Below are 19,749 nucleotides of genomic sequence, written 5' to 3'. Positions count from 1 at the left end.
TCCTATGAATATTGAACAATATTTAGATGCACTTATAAAACGTGAAGGTGGATATGTAAATGACCCACTGGACTCTGGCCAAGCGACAAAATTTGGAATTACTCAAGCAGTTGCTCGTAGTTATGGATATCAAGGTGAAATGAAGGATTTACCTTTAGAAATTGCTAGAGAGATTTATAAGAAACAATATTGGCTTGAACCACGATTTGATCAAGTTAATTTAATCAGTCCAACTACTGCTGAAGAACTATTTGATACTGGAGTAAATTGTGGAATCAACTTTACAAAACCGCTTCTGCAACGGGCTTTGAACTTGTTAAATCGCCAAGGAAAAGAGGGCTGGACAGATCTTAAGTTAGATGGGGAATATGGACCATCTACATTGCAGGCTTTATCAATGTATATTGATAAGCGCGGTCATGAAGGTGAGCAGGTACTCGTACGTCTCCTTAATATTATGCAAGGTCAGCGCTATATTGAAATTACAGAAAAGAATCCAAAATATGAGCAATTTTTTTTCGGATGGATTGCCAATCGTGTGAGCTTATAAAAAGACCAACTTGCTAAAGCTGTTTTAAGCAAAAGGGCTGTAAAGCACTTAACAAGTTGGTCGTTTTTTGTTTGGTTTATATAAATAAAACTACTTTACTGTGTAATAAGTAAAATCGCTAAAAGGAAGAAAATACAGCCACTCACTTTATTTAGTTTTGCAAAATTATTCCCAGCGAGCATTTTCTCTTTAAAAATTGAAGAAAAATTGGCATAGACTAAATGAATTAAAAAACCAATAAAGCAAAATGTTAAAGATAAAACTAAAAACTGATTTAATATTTCTTTTTTAATATCAATAAATTGTGGAAAAAGTGCGATAAAAAAGACAATTGTTTTGGGATTTAATAGTGATGCAAATAATCCCTGATAGAAAAGTTTTGATTTCTTTATACCTTTCTCGTCATGTGCAGTTTCTAGTAAATCTTGAGTAGGGGACTTTTTGATAAAGTTTTTATAGCCTAAGTACATCAAGTAAAAGGCTCCAATAAACTTTAAAACAGTAAAGATAGTGGGATTACTGGTAATAATAAGCCCAACACCACTTGCAGAAATTACAGCGATAATAAACATACCAATGATTAAACCACTAATACCGAATAAAGCTGTTCGTACACCATAATTGATTGAATTTGTTACTGTAAATAAAACGCCTGGTCCGGGGCTGGATAACGTGAGAAAAGCAATGGTTATAAATACTAAAAGACCGTTCACGTGGTTACTTCCTGTTTATCATCAACATATTAAGCTGCACGCGTACTTTAAAGTAGAAGAGATAATATGTATATACAAGTCTGTATATTTTATAAAATAATAAAATATTTTAGTCATTCATCAAAGTGACTATGAAGCTTATAGTAAGCCTTAAAAATCTATAGAAGAAAAAATATTCAGAGTGTAAAAAAATGAGATATATCTAATGAATATATCAATATTAAATCAATTAAATTTATTGTAAATAGTATTTAAAATCAATAAATAAGAAGATGGTGTCTGTGATCGAAATGAGTAAAAAATCAATTAATCGAGATAGAGATTGCAATTCGATAAGAAGCGTGTATAGTCGAGCATAACTACAAAAATATTCTTGTTAACCTAAATCTTTCTTTTCGCAGTTTTATTTATAATCCTCCGTATTTTATAAGATATTTAAGTAAACGCATATTTTTGAGTTTAATTGGTTTCTCCAATAACAAATGATAATTTTTTAAAAGTTAGGATTAATTTATGTCTAATACTACTGGTACAGTAAAATGGTTTAATGAAACTAAAGGTTTTGGTTTTATTCAATCTGATGAAGGTAAAGATGTTTTCGCACATTTTTCTGAAATTCAAACACAAGGCTTCAAAGTTCTTTTAGAAGGCCAACGTGTTCAGTTTACTGTGACACAGGGTAAAAAAGGCCCACAAGCATCAAATATCACTATTGTGAATAATGCTTAAATTTATATAATTTGATGATTTTATTGGGTTATCTTTAGAGTAAATTGCTCAAGTAATTTTTAAAAATCATTAATTTAGTTAAAAAACCCACTTCTTCCTTTGTGGGTTTTTTTACATGAACAATCAAATAAGTTGATTATTTTATTTATATAATATAAAAATTAAACTTATGCTTAAAAAGTTAAATCAATAATTGGTATAAAAATGGATATTTGCATTGGCGGTATTTTAAATGGCAAAGTTTGCAAGAATAATGAAAATTATTTTAGTGCGGGAAATCCTCACTCAGATGAAGTAACTAAATATGAGAAGCAGTATTTTCATTTAAATGGGAAGCTTTTATCTTTTTGGGTGTGTAGTGACATAAAATTTCAAGAAGCATTAAAAATTGCCGAGAGTTTTATTAAAAAAAAGAAAGATTTTTAAGTTAATATTAATTAAAAGCACTTTAAATTTAACGACTCAATTTCTCAAATGAGATAAGCTAAATATTATTTTTAATTACATATTTTTAACAATTTAAGTTATTTTGTTATTCATAAAGTCATGAGTGAAGAGTACTCTTAACTCAGAATATAACTTTGTTGTAAAATTAAACTTAATATTTATAAAAGTTTATTAAATTTTTATAGTTTTAACGGTCTATGACTTAAGTCATAAATAATATTTCTTTTTGTAGTATATCTAAAGGAAGGAAATAACTCTAAATGTTGAATATAGTACAGCCTAATATTTGCTTTATTGGCAGCAGTAACTTGTCTTTAGCTTTGATTGGAGGTTTAGTTTTAAAGGGATTTCAAAAAGAAAAAATTAATCTTATAGAGGAAGTAAAGTTTGATAATGAAATCATTCTGAAGCAAAAGCAGCATGAGGTAAAAAAGGCTGATATTGTTGTTCTGTTATTAGATCCCAAAAACTTAAAAGCCATACTAGCGCCATTAAAAAAATGGTTAGTAGATAAAACTATAGTGTCGATGATGGCTGGGGTGAATATTAAACAACTTATGAGTATGACGGGCTCACAAAAAATTATACGAATTATTTCTAACCCCCCAGTATTAACTTATAGCGGTACACATGTGCTGATTGGTTCTGAATACTTGGAACCTTTAGATAAAGAGGTCATTGAGGTAATTTATTCAGCAACAGGTAAGACGTATTGGGCGCATTCTGAATCAGATGCTGATGCGATTATTGCGCTATCAGGTTCAGGGCCAGCTTATTTCTTTTATATTCTCGACAGTATGATTAAAACAGGTACGGCTATGGGTTTAGATAAGCAATTTGCTTTAGATCTAGCACTACAAGCTGCATCGGGTGCTGTGGAAATGGTACGCAAAAGTAACGTTCAGCCAAGTGAATTATGTGGAAAGGTGACATTGGCTAATGGAATCACTGAATCTGCATTACGGATGTTTGAATTAGGTAATCTTTCTGATGATATTCGACTCGCTTTAAAAGCAGCGTATCACCGTAGTAAAGAAATAAGTGCAGAGATTAACGCTGAAATTATCAAACACTAGTTTTTATTTCTAACCAAGTACCTTTTAACCCTGAAATAACATATCGTTGAAAGGTACTTGATACAGTCACTTTAATCATGTGCTTGCTGAACAAACATTTTAGTGTATTTAATCTTACCGAAAGCTCTTCTAAATTCACTTTGTAACTTCAAACTTTTAAATCAATGAAGTTTAAGAAAATATTCCCAAATAATAAAGCCGATGCCAAACCCTAACATTGAGTAGAGAGTAATAATAAATAATACAAAACTAGCTTTATTTTTCTTTCTCAAAAAATTCATGTTAGCTACCTCGTGTCTAGATATGTACCATCATGAACAGATTCGATGTGTAATCATAGATACAGAGTTTTTTTAAAAAAATATAACAGATAAGAAGACTGTTATAATTTACTCATTAATTAAGTTTTTCTTAAATTTTCAGAAAGGTAAGTAATAGTAATAATATGCTGTAGGGCAATTAAAACGATATTTATTTTTAAATTTTAATGACTTTTAGATAAAAAATAATCGATAGTCATAAAATATATTTTTTGAATTAATTAGAAATTATGCATTCTGTAGGTTGTAATCTTGATAAAGAATCTAGCTGAAAAATCTAGGAATTTATTTATATATTGTGATGGGGAAGTTTGCCTAATTTAAAAGTTGATCTTTTGAGACTTAAATTTTAGAGGATAAATTGCTACCCTTGCGCGTGAAATTAAGGTGAGACTATGAAATTTATATTCCTCTTTATGAGCGCTATCACACTTCCATGTTATGCGGCATCAGAAACAATGGAGATTCACTATTGTCAGCTTGTGAAAAATGCTGCAAAAGGAGTGATGGATGCAAGACAGCATGATGTACCAGTGATTGAACTACAAGAGATTGCGAGTCATCTTGAAGAAGTAGAGGCAAAGCAGTTGTATCAACAGCTTATTGATACAGCATATTCTTCAAAGTTATTTGAAGATCCTTTGACTAAGACAAAAGCTGTCGAAGACTTTCAAACGGCATGGCATGAAAAATGTTTAATCAAAAGTTCTATAAGCTGAACTTACATGTAAATCGAACCTACTCATTGAGTAGGTTTTTTATTTCAACTAACTAAATAATTTAAAAAAATGCTGCATCGGATACTATAAAAATAGGTGTCGCATTCCACTATCTTTATAGCTCATTTAGCTTTTATGACATGATTATTAAACGGTTGTGCATCGCAAAATGTTTACAACAAATAAAAGGCTAATTATGTCTTCTAGTTATTAAAAGTACTCATTATAGGCAAAATTTGTAGTTTGTTTTTACTCTTAATTTGATCTTAAGGCTTGAACTCTTAGATATGGAGAATCAGTAAGTATGTTTGGAGAACATACAATGATAAGTCATGAAAGTTTATCTAAAAGTTTAAGTAAAGTTCCGGAAGTCACTTTGCTATTTTGGATCATTAAAATTGCTGCCACAACTTTGGGCGAAACAGCTGGAGATGCGCTATCTATGTCCCTGAACTTGGGGTATGTGATCAGTACAGCCATTTTCGCGGTGATATTTGCAGTTTTTGTTGGCTTGCAAATTAAAGCTAAGAACTATAATTCATTTTTTTATTGGGCGACTATTATTGCTACGACCACGCTGGGGACCACAATTGCCGACTTTGTTGACCGAACTTTAGGCGTGGGCTATGCAGGGGGTAGTTTAATATTACTTATTTTATTAGGCCTCTCTCTGTTTGTTTGGTATTTAAGTTGCGGCACAATTTCGGTAAAAAGCATTCAGTCTGCTAAAAGCGAAGCTTTTTATTGGTTAACCATCATGTTCTCTCAAACTTTAGGGACAGCATTAGGTGACTGGACTGCAGATACCCAAGGGTTGGGCTATACGAGCGCGGCTTTAATTTTTGGTACTTTATTATTGGTATTAGCAATTTGCTATTTTTATACCAAAATCTCAAGAACATTATTATTCTGGTTAGCCTTTGTTCTTACCAGACCTCTAGGTGCAGTATTGGGAGACTTCCTCGATAAACCCATTGCACATGGTGGGTTAGAGCTAAGTAGATTTAGCGCATCTTTCGTTTTGTTGGCTTTTATTTTGATTTGTTTAATGGTCTTTAAACCTAAAGCAGCACGGACAGCTCATTAAATTAACTCTTAAAAAAGACCGCATTACTCTGTTGGGTGATGTGGTTTTTTTTATTTGAGGCTAGATTTTATCGATATTTAAGAGACTTTACGTGTTATCCACCAAAATAATAGCGCCAAACAACTAACACTTGCACCGAGTGTACATACGCCCAGCCATCCAGCATAAGCGTAAGTAACAGTTGTGCTAATTGCACCTAGCCCACTTCCTACCGCGTAAAATAGCATGTATAGCCCAACGAGCCGACTATGCGCTTCTGGATGAGTACGGAAAATCATACTCTGGTTGGTTACATGCAGAGATTGACCACCTAAATCTAACAGTACTATGCCAATTATGAGCGCCCAAAGTGAGTAGTCCATGAGCGAGAGTGGTACCCATGCGCTTAGCAATATTAAGAGTGCTATGGCGCTTGTACGTTGACCATAACCGTGGTCAGCCCAGTGCCCAGCTCGTGCGGCAGCTAATGCACCTACAGCCCCGACAAGTCCAAAAGCCCCAATTACAGTGTGCGAAAAACTATATGGTGGTGCACTTAACGGCAGTACCAACGCGCTCCAAAAAATATTAAACGCCGCGAACATGAGTAAAGCTAAAACACCGCGTACTTGTAAAACTTTCTCTTGGCGAAGCAGTTTGAACATTGATGTTAAAAGCTGTAGGTAGCGCATGTTAACAGACTGAGTTTTTAAATGAGGAAGGCGTTTCCAAAGTGGCAACGCAAGGATGAGCATAAGTATTGCTGCGCAAAAGTACACACCACGCCAACCAGTAATATCGCTAATTCCTCCTGAAAATATCCGGGCAAGCAGTAAACCTATAAATACACCACTTTGTGCGGTACCTACTATATGTCCTTGCTCATGTGGGGCAGCAGCGCTTGCAGCATAAGCAATTAGCCCTTGAGTCATGGCTGTGCCGAGTAAACCGACAGCAAGCATTCCTGCCAATAGAACACTTACAGAATGAGCAAAGGCAACCACGAGCAATGCAGATACTAAAGCCAATAATTGTAGGGTCATTAATCGATGTCGATTTACAAGATCACCCAACGGTACTAGAAACAATAGAGCAAGAGCGCAGCCAATTTGTGTGGCTGTCACTACACCACCTATTGAGGCATGGCTAATATTAAAGTCTTTAGCCAATATGTCGAGCAAAGGCTGCGCGTAATAGACATTTGCCACACTCGCACCACTGGCTATAGCAAACAGCAAAATTACGCCACGAGGCATGCTTGAAAGCGGTTTATCACTTTTGGCGTGTGAAGTAGAAGATGCAAGAGAAGCTTTCATGGCCTAAATCCATTTAATCTGGTTTTAAAATGCAACTAGTTGAATGTTAAGTCTACTAGTTTTAAAATGCAACTGGATGGCTGGTTACTGATTATTGATAAGGAAACTCAATGACGAACTCTACATTGTTAAAAGATGAGCCTTGTCCTGTTGCGCGCTGCGTCAACCTTATAGGAGACCGATGGTCACTGCTTATTGTGCGTGATGCTTTTGATGGAATGCGCCGTTTTAAAGATTTTCAGCAGAGCTTAGTAGTGGCTAGAAATATTCTTTCTGATCGACTGAAAAAGTTAGTTGATGCTGGTGTTCTTGAAATGCAAGATGCTTCTGATGGTACGGCTTATCAGGAGTATGTGTTGACTACTAAAGGAGAAAGTTTGTTTCCAGTAGTGGTAGCTTTACGACAATGGGGAGAGCATAACTTATTTGAAAGTGGTGAGCGTCATTCTCTATTAATTGATAAAAATACAGGTCAGCAAATTCCATTTATGGCACCCGTTGGACAAGATGGAAAAGTGCTCAGAGGTTCAGATACTCAAGTGCAAAAGGTTAAATGAATTATTGTTAATACTTTATTTTAGGCGTAAAAAAGCCCTTGCTCGAAAGCTAAGGGCTTAGTCATTCATTGATCTAGCAATGAACTATATAAGGCTCATCTCATACTAAGGCCAGTATATATGAAATTGAGTCAATAAAGAAGGTAGTAGTGTCTTTACAGTTATAAAAGGCTTTAACACAGATTTTGAATACTAATAGCTAAAAACCACCTAATTCTTTCAAATTAAGTGGTTTAAATTTTAGAATATGGGCATAGGCTGGAACTTACTTCCAGCCAAACAATTAGCTGTTATTTAAAGAGCTTAGTAAATTGTAGACTTCATCTGACAATATCAATTTGGAAGCACCAATATTTTCTTCTAAATGAGCTACTGATGATGTGCCGGGAATTAATAAGATATTAGGTGATCGTTTTAATAGCCATGCCAATGCGACTTGTTTCGGAGTTGCACCAAGATCATTTGCTATAGCAGATAATGTATCTGATTGAAAAGGTGTAAAACCACCTAGCGGAAAAAAGGGTACATAACAAATTCCTTTCTTAGCTAGTTGATCAATTAATACATCATCTTGACGATTGAACAAATTATATTGGTTTTGTACACAAGCAATATCTGTGATTTTTTCAGCTTCAATAATTTGAGCTTCTGTAACATTGCTTAATCCAATATGTTGAATTAAACCTTCTTCTTTTAATTTGGCCAGTACAACAACTACTTCCTCAATGGAACCTTCGGAAGGCATCATAGGGTTAAACATTGCTCGAAAGTTTACAACATCTAAAGTTTGTACACCCAAATTACGCAAATTATCATGTACATCTTTTTCTATTTGTTCTGCAGAAAAAGCTGGTAGCCAAGAGGCATCTTCTCCTCGCTTTGCTCCAATTTTTGTGACAATGGTAAGATCATCTTGATAAGGATATAAAGCCTCTCGAATGATTTGATTGGTTATGTGAGGGCCATAAAAATCGCTGGTATCAATATGATTAATACCTAACTCGATAGCGGTTTTTAGGACATTTATTGCAGCATTTTTATCTTTTGGTGGTCCAAATGCATGGTGACCTGCCAGTTGCATTGCACCATAGCCCATTCTATTTACAATTTTATTTCCAAGTTTGTATGTGTCGGAAAGATTTATAAGATTGGACATAAGTTTTCCTCAGACTTTACTTTCAATATTGTTAAAGATAAAGTTTATGAAGAATCCTTCACATTTAGAATTCGCATTTTATGTCTATAAATAAAACTGCTCTGAAGCCACGAAAATCACCAGTTCAGGCGCGTTCAACAGCAACAATAGAAGTTCTTCATGAAGCAACCATTCAGGTTTTACTCAAAGAAGGAATTGTAAAATGTAATACCACGCGTATTGCTGAAAGAGCGGGTGTATCAGTCGGTAGTATTTATCAATACTATCCAAACCGAGATTCTTTATTAGCTGCAGTTTTGCAACGTCATCTTGATAGCGTTGCAGAAAAAATTGAAGAGCTTTGCCTGAGATATGAAAAGACTTCAATTAGGACTCTAATCTCAGCTTTAGTCGATGAAATAATCTTGGCAAAGTTAAGTAATCCTGAGGAATCAAAGGCGCTATATGCTATTTCAGGAGAAAGAGGGGGATTGGATCTTTCAAAGCGAATGAATGACCGTATGTTAGCCGCTGTTTCAAATTTATTGGAGAGTGCTTCGGATATTGAGTTTGATGATAGTCAAATCGTCGCTGAGTTTGTTTTAGGTGCAATTATGGGATTAATAAAAAGAGTGCTTGAAAATCAGGTAACAGATAAAGTGGAGCAGGTATTAGAGTCACATTTAAAATTAATGGTCGTCGCCTATTTACAACAAATTGGACATATAAAGAATTAAAAAATTTTAATCTTACAAATATAAAAGCTTTTGTTTGTATGGAAAGAAGAGTGACAAAACTTCTCTAAATTTATACATAGCCAATAAAAAAACCACCTAATTCTTTCGAATTAAGTGGTTTTTGAATTTTGGAGCGGGAAACGAGACTCGAACTCGCGACCCCAACCTTGGCAAGGTTATGCTCTACCAACTGAGCTATTCCCGCAATGTGAGCACATTATAGAGTGTTTCATTAAAGTGTCAACACTCTTGTGATCTAATTGAACGTTTAATCAGCACGACGCCAAACTGTACCTTGACGCGTATCTTCAAGTACCACACCTTGGTCGAGCAAAGACTGACGAATACCATCTGCTTTCGCAAAGTCTTTAGCTTTTTTCGCATCAACACGTTGTTGAATGAAATCTTCAATTTCAGCATCAGACAAAGCAAGCGCTTCTTGTCCAATATCTGATTTTAAGAAATCATCTACATTGTGTTGTACCAAACCTAAAATGTTGGTGAGGTGACGTAAAGTCGAATAAAGCACAGTTGCTTGGTCAGCTTGCTCTTCTTTTACAGCACGGTTTAACTCTTTGTTGAGTTCAAACAATACTGCCATTGCTTCAGCCGTATTGAAATCGTCACACATTGCGTTGTTAAAGCGTTCAATAAAACTTTGATCAAGCGTTTCAATTGTCTTTTGACCATACACTTGTTGGTAAGCTTTAAATGAATGATAGAAACGAGTTATAGAAGTTTTTGCTTCTTTTAGCGCTACATCAGAGAAGTTCACAGGGCTACGATAGTGTGAAGACACAATAAAGTAGCGAATCACTTCAGGGTGGAACTTCTCCATCACATCACGAATCGTGAAGAAGTTGCCTAAAGACTTAGACATCTTTTCACCATCAACGTTAATAAAGCCAACATGCATCCAGTAGTTCACATATTGCTCACCAGTTGAAGCTTCACTTTGAGCAATTTCATTTTCATGGTGCGGGAACATTAAATCTGAACCACCACCATGAATGTCAAAGTGATTGCCTAAGCAGCAAGTCGACATTGCAGAACATTCGATGTGCCACCCCGGACGACCATTACCCCAAGGAGATGCCCAAGATGGTTCGTTTTCTTTTGCATGTTTCCAAAGTACAAAGTCAAAAGGATGTTTCTTTTCAACTTCTACATCGACACGTTCACTTGCACCAGCTTGCATATCATCAAGCTTACGGCCAGAAAGGCGACCATATTTTTCAAATTTGGTCACTTCAAAATAAACATCGCCGTTTGAAGCAGGGTAAGCAGCACCTTTATTGACCAAATTGCCAATCATATTTTGCATCTGGTCGATATATTCAGTGGCTTTCGGTGCTTCATCGGGTGCAGCACAACCTAAATTGGCTGCATCTTCATTCATAGCATCGATGAAACGAGTGGTGAGCTGTTGGATGGTTTCACCATTTTCTTGAGCACGTTTGATAATTTTGTCGTCAATATCAGTAATGTTGCGAATGTAGCGAACATTCCACCCTTGACTACGCAAGAAACGAATAATGTAGTCAAATGCAACCATAACCCGAGCGTGCCCGATATGACAGTAGTCGTAAACGGTCATACCGCAGACGTACATATCGATGTGACCTTCTTTGCGAGGTACAAATTCAACTTTTTTTCGTTGCTCAGAGTTATATAAAACAAATGGTTGCATAAGGGTTTTCAAACACTCAACAAAAATAGTGTTACATCATAACTTATGCATCATTTTTAAAAAAGTTTTATGCATTAATTTTATAAGCTTGTGAAATCTTATACATTTAAAAACGTGTAACTGATTGAGTTATGCTAGAATGCCCCCAAATCTTTTGATTAAAATCACCGATCTCAATAGAGAGATCAGATCAATTATTTTGAGTCACACTCGTATGCCTAATCCTACAGATTTCCAAAGCAGTGCATTAGCTACATTGCGCATTGAGCAACAAGCCATAGATGTATTAGCAACACAAATTGATGACCGTTTTAACCGTGCTTGCGAAGTACTGTTGCAGTGTAAAGGTCGTGTTGTGATTACAGGTATGGGTAAATCTGGGCATATCGGTCGAAAAATGGCGGCAACATTTGCCTCTACAGGTACGCCGTCTTTCTTTATGCATCCTGGTGAAGCAGGCCATGGCGATTTAGGTATGCTGGTTCGTGGAGATGTGCTTATTGCAATTTCCAACTCTGGAAAAAGCGATGAAATCATGATGCTCATGCCACTGATTAAACATCTTGGCGTACCTATGATTACGATTAGCCGTACTGATAAAGGCCCAATGCCACAAAATGCTGATATTGCTTTAACTTTAGGTGAGTCTGATGAAGCTTGTCCTTTAGGTTTGGCACCTACATCAAGTACGACGGCAACATTAGTGTTAGGTGATGCTTTGGCCGTTGCATTACTAGAAGCACGTGGTTTTACTGCTGATGATTTTGCTCGTTCACATCCAGCAGGCGCATTGGGTAAGCGTTTACTTTTACATGTAAAACATTTAATGCATACAGGCGATGAGCTACCAAAAGTTTCGCCAGAAACCCCAATGAATCAAGTGCTTTATGAAATTTCGAATAAGCGTTTGGGTTTAACGACGATTGTTGATGAACAAGATCATTTGCTCGGTATTTTTACAGATGGGGACTTACGTCGCCTCATTGATAAACAGCAAGGTTTTGATGTGAATTTACCTGTTTCTGATGTGATGACAAAAAAACCGTCAACTATTTCTCAAGAAGCACGTGCTGTAGAAGCGTTACAACAGCTTAACCAGAAAAAAATTAGTCAGTTTGTAGTGGTCGATGACCAAAACAAAGTGATTGGTGTAATTAGTATGCATGACCTTATTCAGGCAGGGGTGAATTAATTCATGGCATCGTATGCATTGTTAGAACAAGCACGTCATTTACAGGCATTGGTTCTGGATGTTGATGGTATTTTGAGCGATGGCTTTGTTACATTAACCAATACGGGTGATGAAATTAAATCATTCGATATTCGTGATGGTTTAGGCATGAAACTTGTTCAAAAAGCAGGTATGAAAGTCATTATCATTACTGGTCGAAAAAGTAATATCGTTGACAAACGCATGTCTGATTTGGGGGTAGACCTTGTTTTTCAGGGTCGTGAAGACAAAGGCTCAGCACTTCGCGAAGCTTGTGCACAGTTTAATATTTTGCCTTCTGATTGCTTATATATGGGCGATGATTGGCCTGATCTTTCGGCTTTTGCGATTGCAGGAATGAACGTTACTGTGCCAAATGGACATGAAGAAGTGCGTCGCCGTGCACACTTGGTTACCCAAGCGATGGGTGGTCGTGGAGCTGTACGTGAAGTCTGTGATATGTTGCTGATCGCAAAAGGCATTTACCAAGAACTTCTTGAAAAATATCTTGCAGTACCGCATTAATAACAAGATTACTTAAAAAGGTAGGCTATTCCTGCTCATGGATACCAGAGTTTTATATATTGTTGCTGTAGTGGTTGCTGCTGTAAGTGGTGGTTACTACTACTATAGTGGCAAGGCAAAAAAACTGGACATTGGTTCGGCGAAGAATATGACTTATTCGGCGCAGGGCGTCCATTTGACTCAAACTGATGACAAAGGCAATTTGTATGTTCGTGCTGAAGTTCGTCAGCTTGAACAGGATATGCAACAAAAAACGTCGAAGTTGGATCAACTTAATGCTTCTATGTATAAATTAGGTAAAGTTGATGCAACATTCTTTGCTAAACAAGCTTATGGTTATGATGATAATCAAAAGGTTGTCTTATCGGGTGATGTGGTTGCAACTAAGATTGCACCTCAAGGAACAATTGAGTTTCAAACCGATCAGTTAACTGCCTATCCAAAAAACAGAGATATTGAAACAAATCATCAAGTGATTGTTCAGTCTCCACAAGGCGAGTTTGTGAGTAAAGGATTAAAAGGCAATTTGAATAACGGTCAGTACGAATTTTTTAATATTCGAGGAAAGTATGCACCAAAGTCTTAATTTAAAACGTTCTTCAGCTTTCCTAAAACAAGCTGCGGTAATTACATTCGTTGCTTTAACATCTGCTTCGACGTTTGCTTTGCCGTCTGACCGTAATCAACAAATTTCATTGGTTGCAGACCGCGCAACATATAATGAAAAAACTGGTTTGACGACTTATACCGGTAATGTTGTGATTGAGCAAGGTACGATGAAGCTACAAGCAGATTCGATTGTTGCTAATCTTAACTCGAAACGTGAAATTCAGGTTATCACTGCAAAGGGTAGACCTGCTAAGTTTCAGCAGCAAGTGAACGCGAATAAAGGCTTAGCGCGTGGTGAGGGTCAGACCATTGTTTATAATGCTGATACTGGCATTATTACTTTGTCTGGTGGTGCATATTTATATCAAGATGGTTCAAGTATTCGTGGTAACTCTCTGAAATATAGTATGAATAAAGGTGATGTCGAAGCTCAAGGCTCTTCTTCAAACCGTGTACAAATTATTATTCCACCGTCAAGTTCAAAAAGTTTCCCAGGAGCGCGTGACTAATGCAGCAAGCTCTTCAACAACCGCAAACTTTGTGTATTAAGCACTTAGCAAAAAACTATAGTAAGCGTTGGGTAGTTAAAGACGTCTCTTTTAGTATGCAAAGTGGACAGATTGTTGGTTTGCTTGGTCCTAATGGTGCTGGTAAAACGACGAGCTTCTATATGGTCGTTGGACTGGTACGCATGGATAAAGGCGAGATCCATCTTGACGACTTAGATATGTCCGATTTGGCGATGCATGAGCGTGCACGTAAAGGTATTGGTTATTTACCTCAAGAAGCCTCTATTTTTAGAAAACTGACAATTGCTGAAAATATTATGTCGATCTTAGAGACGCGTAAAGATTTGAATAAACAGCAACGTCAACAACGCCTTCATGAGTTATTAAATGACTTTAAAATTAGTCATATTAAAGATTCATTAGGAATGAGTGTATCGGGTGGTGAACGTCGCCGTGCAGAGATTGCGCGTGCTTTAGCAGCTGACCCTAAATTTATGCTTTTAGATGAGCCATTTGCGGGTGTCGATCCAATTTCAGTCGGTGATATCAAAGACATTATCCAGACCTTAAAAGATCGTGGCATTGGCGTACTCATTACAGATCATAACGTTCGTGAAACTTTAGCAATCTGTGAGCGTGCATATATCGTGAGTGAAGGCTCAGTAATTGCAGAAGGTACGCCACAAGAGATTTTAGACAATGAACAAGTTCGTAAAGTCTATTTGGGTGATGATTTCACAGTTTAGTTAAAGCCACTAATCTGTTTGGTTAAAAAGAGGTCAAGGCCTCTTTTTTCATTTTTGGAGGTTTTGTAAATAAAAACAATAATATATACCAATCATTTAATAGAAAAATAATGTGTGATTTATTCCGCCAATTATGCTGTTTTAACTAAAAAACTCTGTAGAATGGAGATGCTTTTAAACGATAACAAACAACATCAACAAGATAAGCATGATTGGATATAACCAGAAAAGAAAGAAAGGGAAATGTAGAAAGCAAGCTTTCCTGAAAGGGCTAATGCTTTTAAGTTCACTACATGTACCTGTCGTGATATACGCTGCTAAACCAAGTGAGCAATATCACACCCTGAAAGATAACTTGTCACAACTTTTTGTCCCGAAAAGTAGTGATGATTTTAAAGTAGCCAAGATGCAAGAGCTTAGTAATTTTAAGCTAGATCGTTCTATTGTGCAGGAATTTCCAACTGTTCAACTTAATGATAATTCAGCTTCATCTTTTAACGCCTTACCCTCTAAAAAACTGACACTGCAAGATGCAGTAAAAATTGCGATTCAGCGTAGTCCGGATATTTCACAATCTATTGCAACTTTAGCAGGTCAAAATTCAGGTGTTGACGTTGCTAAAGCTGGTTACTATCCTCAGCTTGCCGGAGGCGTCTCAACTGGTGACTTGACCACTGGAGAACGAGGAAGGCAGTTACTCACTTTAACTGCCACTCAAATGCTTTTTGATTTTGGTAAAATCAAATCAGGTGTAAGTGTTGAACAAGCTAAAGTTCAGGTGGAACAAGCAAACGTTCTGGTCAGCGTAGATACCCTTGCGCTTGATGTTGCGCAGACTATCGTCAATATTCAGCGTTATCTGCAACTTAATAAAATTGCTGAGCAGCAAATTGCAGGTATTCAAAGAATTCAAGATATTGCTAACCTGCGTGCAAATGCAGGTGTTGCGAGTCAAGCCGATCCTATTCAAGCGCAGTCATACTTACAAGCTGCACAGTCAACTTTAATTGCCCAACAATCATTGTTACGTCAGTATCAACAGCATTTAAGAACATTATTGGGTGCTGATGTTACTCGTACAGGTTGGATTATTTCTGATGATTTAGTGAAGCAATCTGACTTATATGGTGAGCCTGAGTTTAATACTATTCCTAAAATGATTGCCGCACAGGCAAGTGTTGAGGTTGCTAAAGCGCAAAAAGAACAAACCCGTTTAACTCGCTATCCGACCTTAGCTGTAAAAGGCTCAGTTAGTCAGGCCATTAATGGTAAAAATCCAAACAACGATAAAGATAACGGTTTATATAGTTCAGTCATGCTAGAAGCAACGAGTCAGTTTTATCAAGGTGGGGCAACTGCTTCACAGGTAAAAATGGCAAGTTACGCTGAAGAAGCTGCGAAAGCTAAAGTAAATTCAGTATATATGGATGTGCTGGATCAAATTCGAACCAGTCGTGAACAGATTGAGAATAAACAGCGTCAAATGCAGGTTTTGGTAAGTCGCCAAGCAACCACGGTTCGTACACGTGAACTTTACCAAGAACAATACAAGCTTGGTACTCGTTCACTGGTCGATTTATTAAATGCCGAACAAGCCATTCACAGTGCCAACTCAGAACTCGAATCAGCACGCTATGACATTTATAACAGCATTGTTCAGTACATTGAAGCAACAGGACGTTCCCGCCAAGCCTACGGCTTAAATAATATTTCAATTCAGGGGTTCGAAGTACAACCATGATGACAAAAATAAATTACCAGCCTTGGTTACAGGCGGTCTTAACTATTGCCAAACATTACCGAATAGAACCGTCAGAAGAAAGAATTCGCTTACAACTTGATTGGAACCAAAACCAGAATCTTGATGACATCTTGCAGTTAATGACGCGTCAGGTCGGATTAAACCTTCGTAAGGCACCATTCTCTTTAGACTTATTAAACCCATGGCGTTTACCGGTTATGGTGGAGTTTAATGATGGACAAGTCGGGGTTATTGATAAGGCGGATACGCAAGGAAATGTCAGTATTCAGTTCAGTGGAGATCAAGGTCTTTCTCAGAACTTATCTTTAGAGGCTCTGAAAACGACACTTAAAAATGTCTATATCTTGCGCCCTGAAATGTCTATTCCAGATGCGCGTATTGATGAATATATCAAGCCATACGAAGCAAACTGGTTCTGGTCAATTGTTTTAAGAGACTGGAAGCGTTACATCGATATTATGTTTGCCTCTTTAATTGCCAATATTTTGGCACTGGCAACCATTATTTTCTCCATGCAGGTCTATGACCGTGTTGTGCCATCACAGTCAATTCCGACCTTGTGGGTTTTGGCAGGTGGGGTACTGATTGCAGCTCTTTTTGAGTTTACCTTACGAGTTTCAAGGGTTTACTTATCCGATATTATCGGTAAACGTGCTGACTTACGTGTTTCGGATCGTGTGTTTGGCCACGCCCTAAGAATTAAAAATAAGGAACGTTCAAAATCTACAGGTAGTTTTATTTCCCAGATTCGTGAACTTGAAGGTGTTCGTGAACTGGTGACTTCAACCACCATTAGTGCAATTGCAGATTTTCCATTCTTTTTCTTATTCATTACTATTTTTGCCATTATTGGTGGCAAATTATTTTGGGTAATGTTGCTTGTTGTTCCTCTCATGATTTTGCCGGGTATTTTGGTACAGAAGAAGCTGGCTCAACTGGCACAAGAGGGCATGAGAGAATCTTCAATTCGCAACGCAATTCTTGTGGAAGCGGTGCAAGGTATTGAAGACATTAAACTGTTACGCGCTGAGTCACGTTTCCAAAACCAGTGGAATCACATGAATGAAGTTTCAGCCGATATCGGTATGAAACAGCGTAAAATTGTGGGTACTTTGATGGCTTGGACCCAAATGATTCAAGGTCTAACTTATGCCATTGTGGTTTTAGTTGGCTGTTTTGCAGTGATGGATGGGGAAATGACCACAGGTGCGTTAGTGGCATGTTCAATTTTATCTTCACGTATGCTGGGGCCGATTGCCCAAATTACAGGGGTATTAGGACGTTTACAGCAAGCGAAAGTTGCCAAACAAAGTTTAGATGAACTCATGCAACGTTCGATCGATCAGGCTGATCGCTCTCATTTAGTACATAAGGCTGTCTTAAACGGAAATTATGAATTAAAAAATTTATTGTTCCAATACACTGACGATGACACCAAACCAAGTATTGCTATTCGTCATTTGCAGATTCGTGCGGGTGAAAAAATTGCAATCTTAGGTCGTAATGGTGCCGGTAAGTCGACCTTGCTTCAACTTTTATCTGGTATGCAGGTTCCAGTTCAAGGCGCTGTGCATTTAGATGGTCTAGATCTTTCTTTAATTGACCCATCTGATGTACGTCGTGATATGGGCTTACTTAACCAGAATGCTCATTTATTTTACGGTACGATTCGTGAAAATCTAACCTTAGGCGCACCGCTTGCAACGGATGAAGACATTCTTCGTGCATTGGTTGTGACAGGGGCACTTCCTTTTGTTCAAGAGAAAAAAGAAGGACTTGATCACCTTATTTTAGAAGGTGGCGTTGGTTTTTCTGGCGGTCAAAGACAAGCCTTATTGCTTGCACGTTTATTAATCCGTCAACCTAATATTCTCTTACTTGATGAACCAACAGCAGCGATTGATGATGTGGCAGAGAAGCAACTGATTGATCACCTTAAAGGGTGGTTGGCACATCGAACATTGGTTGTGGCAACACACCGTCGCGCTGTTTTAGAACTGGTCGATCGTATTATTGTCGTGAATGAGGGCAAGATCGTGATGGATGGACCAAGAGATCAAGTACTTAATCAATCATTAGCCCAACAAAAACAAGTAAGCCAAGGGGGATAATTCATGAGCGAACCACAACAAGAACTCACCCGTTCAATGAATGTATCTTATACTGAACCACCATTACCACGTGCCAGTTTAGTGATTTGGATTGTAGGTATTGGACTCATTAGCTTGTTTGTTTGGGCATGGTTTTTTCAGTTAGAAGAAGTATCTACAGGTACAGGTAAAGTAATTCCATCATCTAAAGAACAGGTGATTCAATCATTAGAAGGCGGTATTTTAACTAAACTGAATGTGCAAGAAGGCGACATTGTTCAAAAAGGTGAAATTCTTGCTCAATTAGACCCAACGCGTTTTGCGTCAAATGTGGGTGAGTCTAGATCTTTATTAATTGCAGCTCAGGCCACATCAGCGCGTTTACGTGCAGAAGTGAATGGCACACCATTAGTCTTCCCTGAAATCGTTGCAAAAGACCCTAAGCTTGTACACGAAGAAACAGCATTGTATGAGTCCCGTAGAGCTGATCTTGAACAGACATTATCTGGTTTAAGACAAGCCTTAAAATTGGTTCAACAAGAGTTGGCAATGACAGAGCCGCTAGTTGCTAAAGGCGCAGCGAGTGAAGTTGAGGTTTTACGTTTACGTCGTGAAGCAAATGATTTGCAAAATAAAATGAACGATGCACGTAACCAGTATTATGTGAAGGCTCGTGAAGAGTTATCTAAAGCCAATACAGATAGCCAAACTCAACAACAAATCGTACTAGGCCGTAGTGACAGTTTAGATCGTGCTGTATTTAGAGCGCCTGTGCGAGGTGTTGTAAAAGAAATTACTGTGACAACACATGGTGGTGTTATCCCGCAAAATGGTAAGTTAATGACAATTGTTCCAATTGATGAACAATTGCTTATTGAAGCGCGTATTTTGCCACGTGACATTGCATTTATTCGTCCGGGTCAAGAAGCTTTGGTGAAGATCACAGCGTATGACTATTCAATTTATGGCGGTTTAAAAGGTAAAGTTACCGTTATTTCTCCAGACACGATTCGTGATGAAGTTAAACAAGATCAGTTCTACTATCGTGTTTATATCCGCACTGATACAGATAAGCTCTACAACAAACAAGGTAAAGCTTTCGGTATTACACCAGGTATGGTGGCAACTGTAGATATTCGTACGGGTGAGAAAACTGTAATGGATTACTTGCTGAAACCGTTTAATAAAGCGAAAGAAGCATTACGAGAAAGATAATAGTAAAAGCCCCGAAATTCGGGGCTTT

At 37.4% G+C, this 19,749-nt stretch carries 21 protein-coding genes and 1 tRNA gene; 16 read left to right on the top strand and 6 right to left on the bottom strand.

Features of this window, described 5'->3' with window-relative positions; translation table 11 throughout:
• The first annotated feature begins 4 nt into the window (after positions 1-4).
• Complete coding sequence (locus ABFY81_RS04335) at positions 5-550, top strand: N-acetylmuramidase (protein WP_068934405.1); 546 nt, start codon at positions 5-7, stop codon at positions 548-550.
• 95 nt (positions 551-645) lie between these two features.
• Here the strand turns inward: ABFY81_RS04335 and ABFY81_RS04330 are convergent, their stop codons facing one another.
• Positions 646-1,263, bottom strand: a complete 618-nt coding sequence (locus tag ABFY81_RS04330; protein WP_019457414.1) for a LysE family translocator — start codon at positions 1,261-1,263, stop codon at positions 646-648.
• Positions 1,264-1,776: 513 nt separating this feature from the next.
• Here ABFY81_RS04330 and ABFY81_RS04325 point away from each other — a divergent pair.
• The 3 genes from ABFY81_RS04325 to ABFY81_RS04315 all read left to right on the top strand — a co-directional run bounded on the left by ABFY81_RS04325 (position 1,777) and on the right by ABFY81_RS04315 (position 3,515).
• Positions 1,777-1,992, top strand: a complete 216-nt coding sequence (locus tag ABFY81_RS04325; RefSeq protein ID WP_004702680.1) for a cold-shock protein — start codon at positions 1,777-1,779, stop codon at positions 1,990-1,992.
• Between the two features lie 204 nt (positions 1,993-2,196).
• Positions 2,197-2,418, top strand: coding sequence for a hypothetical protein (locus tag ABFY81_RS04320; RefSeq protein ID WP_068934403.1), 222 nt, complete (start codon positions 2,197-2,199; stop codon positions 2,416-2,418).
• A gap of 281 nt (positions 2,419-2,699) precedes the next feature.
• Complete coding sequence (locus ABFY81_RS04315; RefSeq protein ID WP_004702676.1) at positions 2,700-3,515, top strand: pyrroline-5-carboxylate reductase dimerization domain-containing protein; 816 nt, start codon at positions 2,700-2,702, stop codon at positions 3,513-3,515.
• Positions 3,516-3,676: 161 nt separating this feature from the next.
• On the opposite strand, the gene ABFY81_RS04310 is transcribed toward ABFY81_RS04315, so the two are convergent.
• On the bottom strand, positions 3,677-3,796 hold the full coding sequence (locus tag ABFY81_RS04310; protein ID WP_004702673.1) for a hypothetical protein: 120 nt from the start codon (positions 3,794-3,796) through the stop codon (positions 3,677-3,679).
• 434 nt (positions 3,797-4,230) lie between these two features.
• Between ABFY81_RS04310 and ABFY81_RS04305 the strand changes: the two genes are divergently transcribed.
• Both ABFY81_RS04305 and ABFY81_RS04300 read left to right on the top strand, forming a co-directional pair.
• A complete protein-coding gene (locus tag ABFY81_RS04305) occupies positions 4,231-4,554 on the top strand; it encodes a hypothetical protein (protein ID WP_004702672.1) in 324 nt (107 codons plus the stop codon).
• Between the two features lie 322 nt (positions 4,555-4,876).
• The gene (locus ABFY81_RS04300; protein ID WP_347913127.1) at positions 4,877-5,641 is read left to right on the top strand and encodes a hypothetical protein; all 765 of its coding nucleotides are present in this window, start codon (positions 4,877-4,879) and stop codon (positions 5,639-5,641) included.
• Between the two features lie 77 nt (positions 5,642-5,718).
• Here ABFY81_RS04300 and ABFY81_RS04295 read toward each other — a convergent pair whose 3' ends face one another.
• The gene (locus tag ABFY81_RS04295) at positions 5,719-6,936 is read right to left on the bottom strand and encodes an MFS transporter (protein ID WP_347913126.1); all 1,218 of its coding nucleotides are present in this window, start codon (positions 6,934-6,936) and stop codon (positions 5,719-5,721) included.
• 110 nt (positions 6,937-7,046) lie between these two features.
• Between ABFY81_RS04295 and ABFY81_RS04290 the strand changes: the two genes are divergently transcribed.
• Positions 7,047-7,493 (top strand): helix-turn-helix domain-containing protein, encoded by a 447-nt coding sequence (locus ABFY81_RS04290; protein WP_347913125.1) that lies wholly within the window; start codon positions 7,047-7,049, stop codon positions 7,491-7,493.
• Between the two features lie 283 nt (positions 7,494-7,776).
• On the opposite strand, the gene ABFY81_RS04285 is transcribed toward ABFY81_RS04290, so the two are convergent.
• Positions 7,777-8,649: an aldo/keto reductase family oxidoreductase gene (locus tag ABFY81_RS04285; RefSeq protein ID WP_347913124.1), complete on the bottom strand. Its 873-nt coding sequence runs from the start codon at positions 8,647-8,649 to the stop codon at positions 7,777-7,779.
• Between the two features lie 80 nt (positions 8,650-8,729).
• Here ABFY81_RS04285 and ABFY81_RS04280 point away from each other — a divergent pair, with 80 nt between their 5' ends.
• Positions 8,730-9,365 (top strand): TetR/AcrR family transcriptional regulator, encoded by a 636-nt coding sequence (locus ABFY81_RS04280; RefSeq protein ID WP_347913123.1) that lies wholly within the window; start codon positions 8,730-8,732, stop codon positions 9,363-9,365.
• A 129-nt stretch (positions 9,366-9,494) separates the two neighbouring features.
• Here the strand turns inward: ABFY81_RS04280 and ABFY81_RS04275 are convergent.
• A tRNA-Gly gene (locus ABFY81_RS04275) sits at positions 9,495-9,570 on the bottom strand.
• 63 nt (positions 9,571-9,633) lie between these two features.
• The gene (gene cysS, locus ABFY81_RS04270; protein WP_347913122.1) at positions 9,634-11,055 is read right to left on the bottom strand and encodes a cysteine--tRNA ligase; all 1,422 of its coding nucleotides are present in this window, start codon (positions 11,053-11,055) and stop codon (positions 9,634-9,636) included.
• 214 nt (positions 11,056-11,269) lie between these two features.
• Between cysS and ABFY81_RS04265 the strand changes: the two genes are divergently transcribed.
• The 8 genes from ABFY81_RS04265 (at position 11,270) to ABFY81_RS04230 (ending at position 19,721) form a co-directional block, all read left to right on the top strand.
• Positions 11,270-12,247, top strand: a complete 978-nt coding sequence (locus ABFY81_RS04265) for a KpsF/GutQ family sugar-phosphate isomerase (protein ID WP_019457396.1) — start codon at positions 11,270-11,272, stop codon at positions 12,245-12,247.
• Positions 12,248-12,250: 3 nt separating this feature from the next.
• Entirely contained in the window at positions 12,251-12,790 is a 540-nt protein-coding gene (locus ABFY81_RS04260) for an HAD-IIIA family hydrolase (RefSeq protein ID WP_004702656.1), read from the top strand.
• A 37-nt stretch (positions 12,791-12,827) separates the two neighbouring features.
• Entirely contained in the window at positions 12,828-13,376 is a 549-nt protein-coding gene (gene lptC, locus ABFY81_RS04255; RefSeq protein WP_004702654.1) for an LPS export ABC transporter periplasmic protein LptC, read from the top strand.
• Positions 13,360-13,908: a lipopolysaccharide transport periplasmic protein LptA gene (lptA, locus tag ABFY81_RS04250; protein ID WP_004702651.1), complete on the top strand. Its 549-nt coding sequence runs from the start codon at positions 13,360-13,362 to the stop codon at positions 13,906-13,908. The genes lptC and lptA overlap by 17 nt, the downstream gene beginning before the upstream one ends.
• A complete protein-coding gene (gene lptB / locus ABFY81_RS04245) occupies positions 13,908-14,654 on the top strand; it encodes an LPS export ABC transporter ATP-binding protein (RefSeq protein ID WP_002051056.1) in 747 nt (248 codons plus the stop codon). Before lptA ends, lptB begins: the two co-directional genes overlap by 1 nt.
• A 274-nt stretch (positions 14,655-14,928) precedes the next feature.
• Positions 14,929-16,395 (top strand): TolC family protein, encoded by a 1,467-nt coding sequence (locus ABFY81_RS04240; RefSeq protein WP_039250636.1) that lies wholly within the window; start codon positions 14,929-14,931, stop codon positions 16,393-16,395.
• Entirely contained in the window at positions 16,392-18,527 is a 2,136-nt protein-coding gene (locus ABFY81_RS04235; protein ID WP_019457394.1) for a type I secretion system permease/ATPase, read from the top strand. Before ABFY81_RS04240 ends, ABFY81_RS04235 begins: the two co-directional genes overlap by 4 nt.
• A gap of 3 nt (positions 18,528-18,530) precedes the next feature.
• Positions 18,531-19,721, top strand: a complete 1,191-nt coding sequence (locus ABFY81_RS04230) for an HlyD family efflux transporter periplasmic adaptor subunit (RefSeq protein ID WP_019457393.1) — start codon at positions 18,531-18,533, stop codon at positions 19,719-19,721.
• Positions 19,722-19,749: the final 28 nt, after the last annotated feature.

The sequence above is a fragment of the Acinetobacter sp. WA-87 genome (assembly GCF_039938935.1).
GTDB classification, from domain to species: domain Bacteria; phylum Pseudomonadota; class Gammaproteobacteria; order Pseudomonadales; family Moraxellaceae; genus Acinetobacter; species Acinetobacter seifertii.
This window is presented reverse-complemented; position numbering and strand designations above follow the sequence as displayed.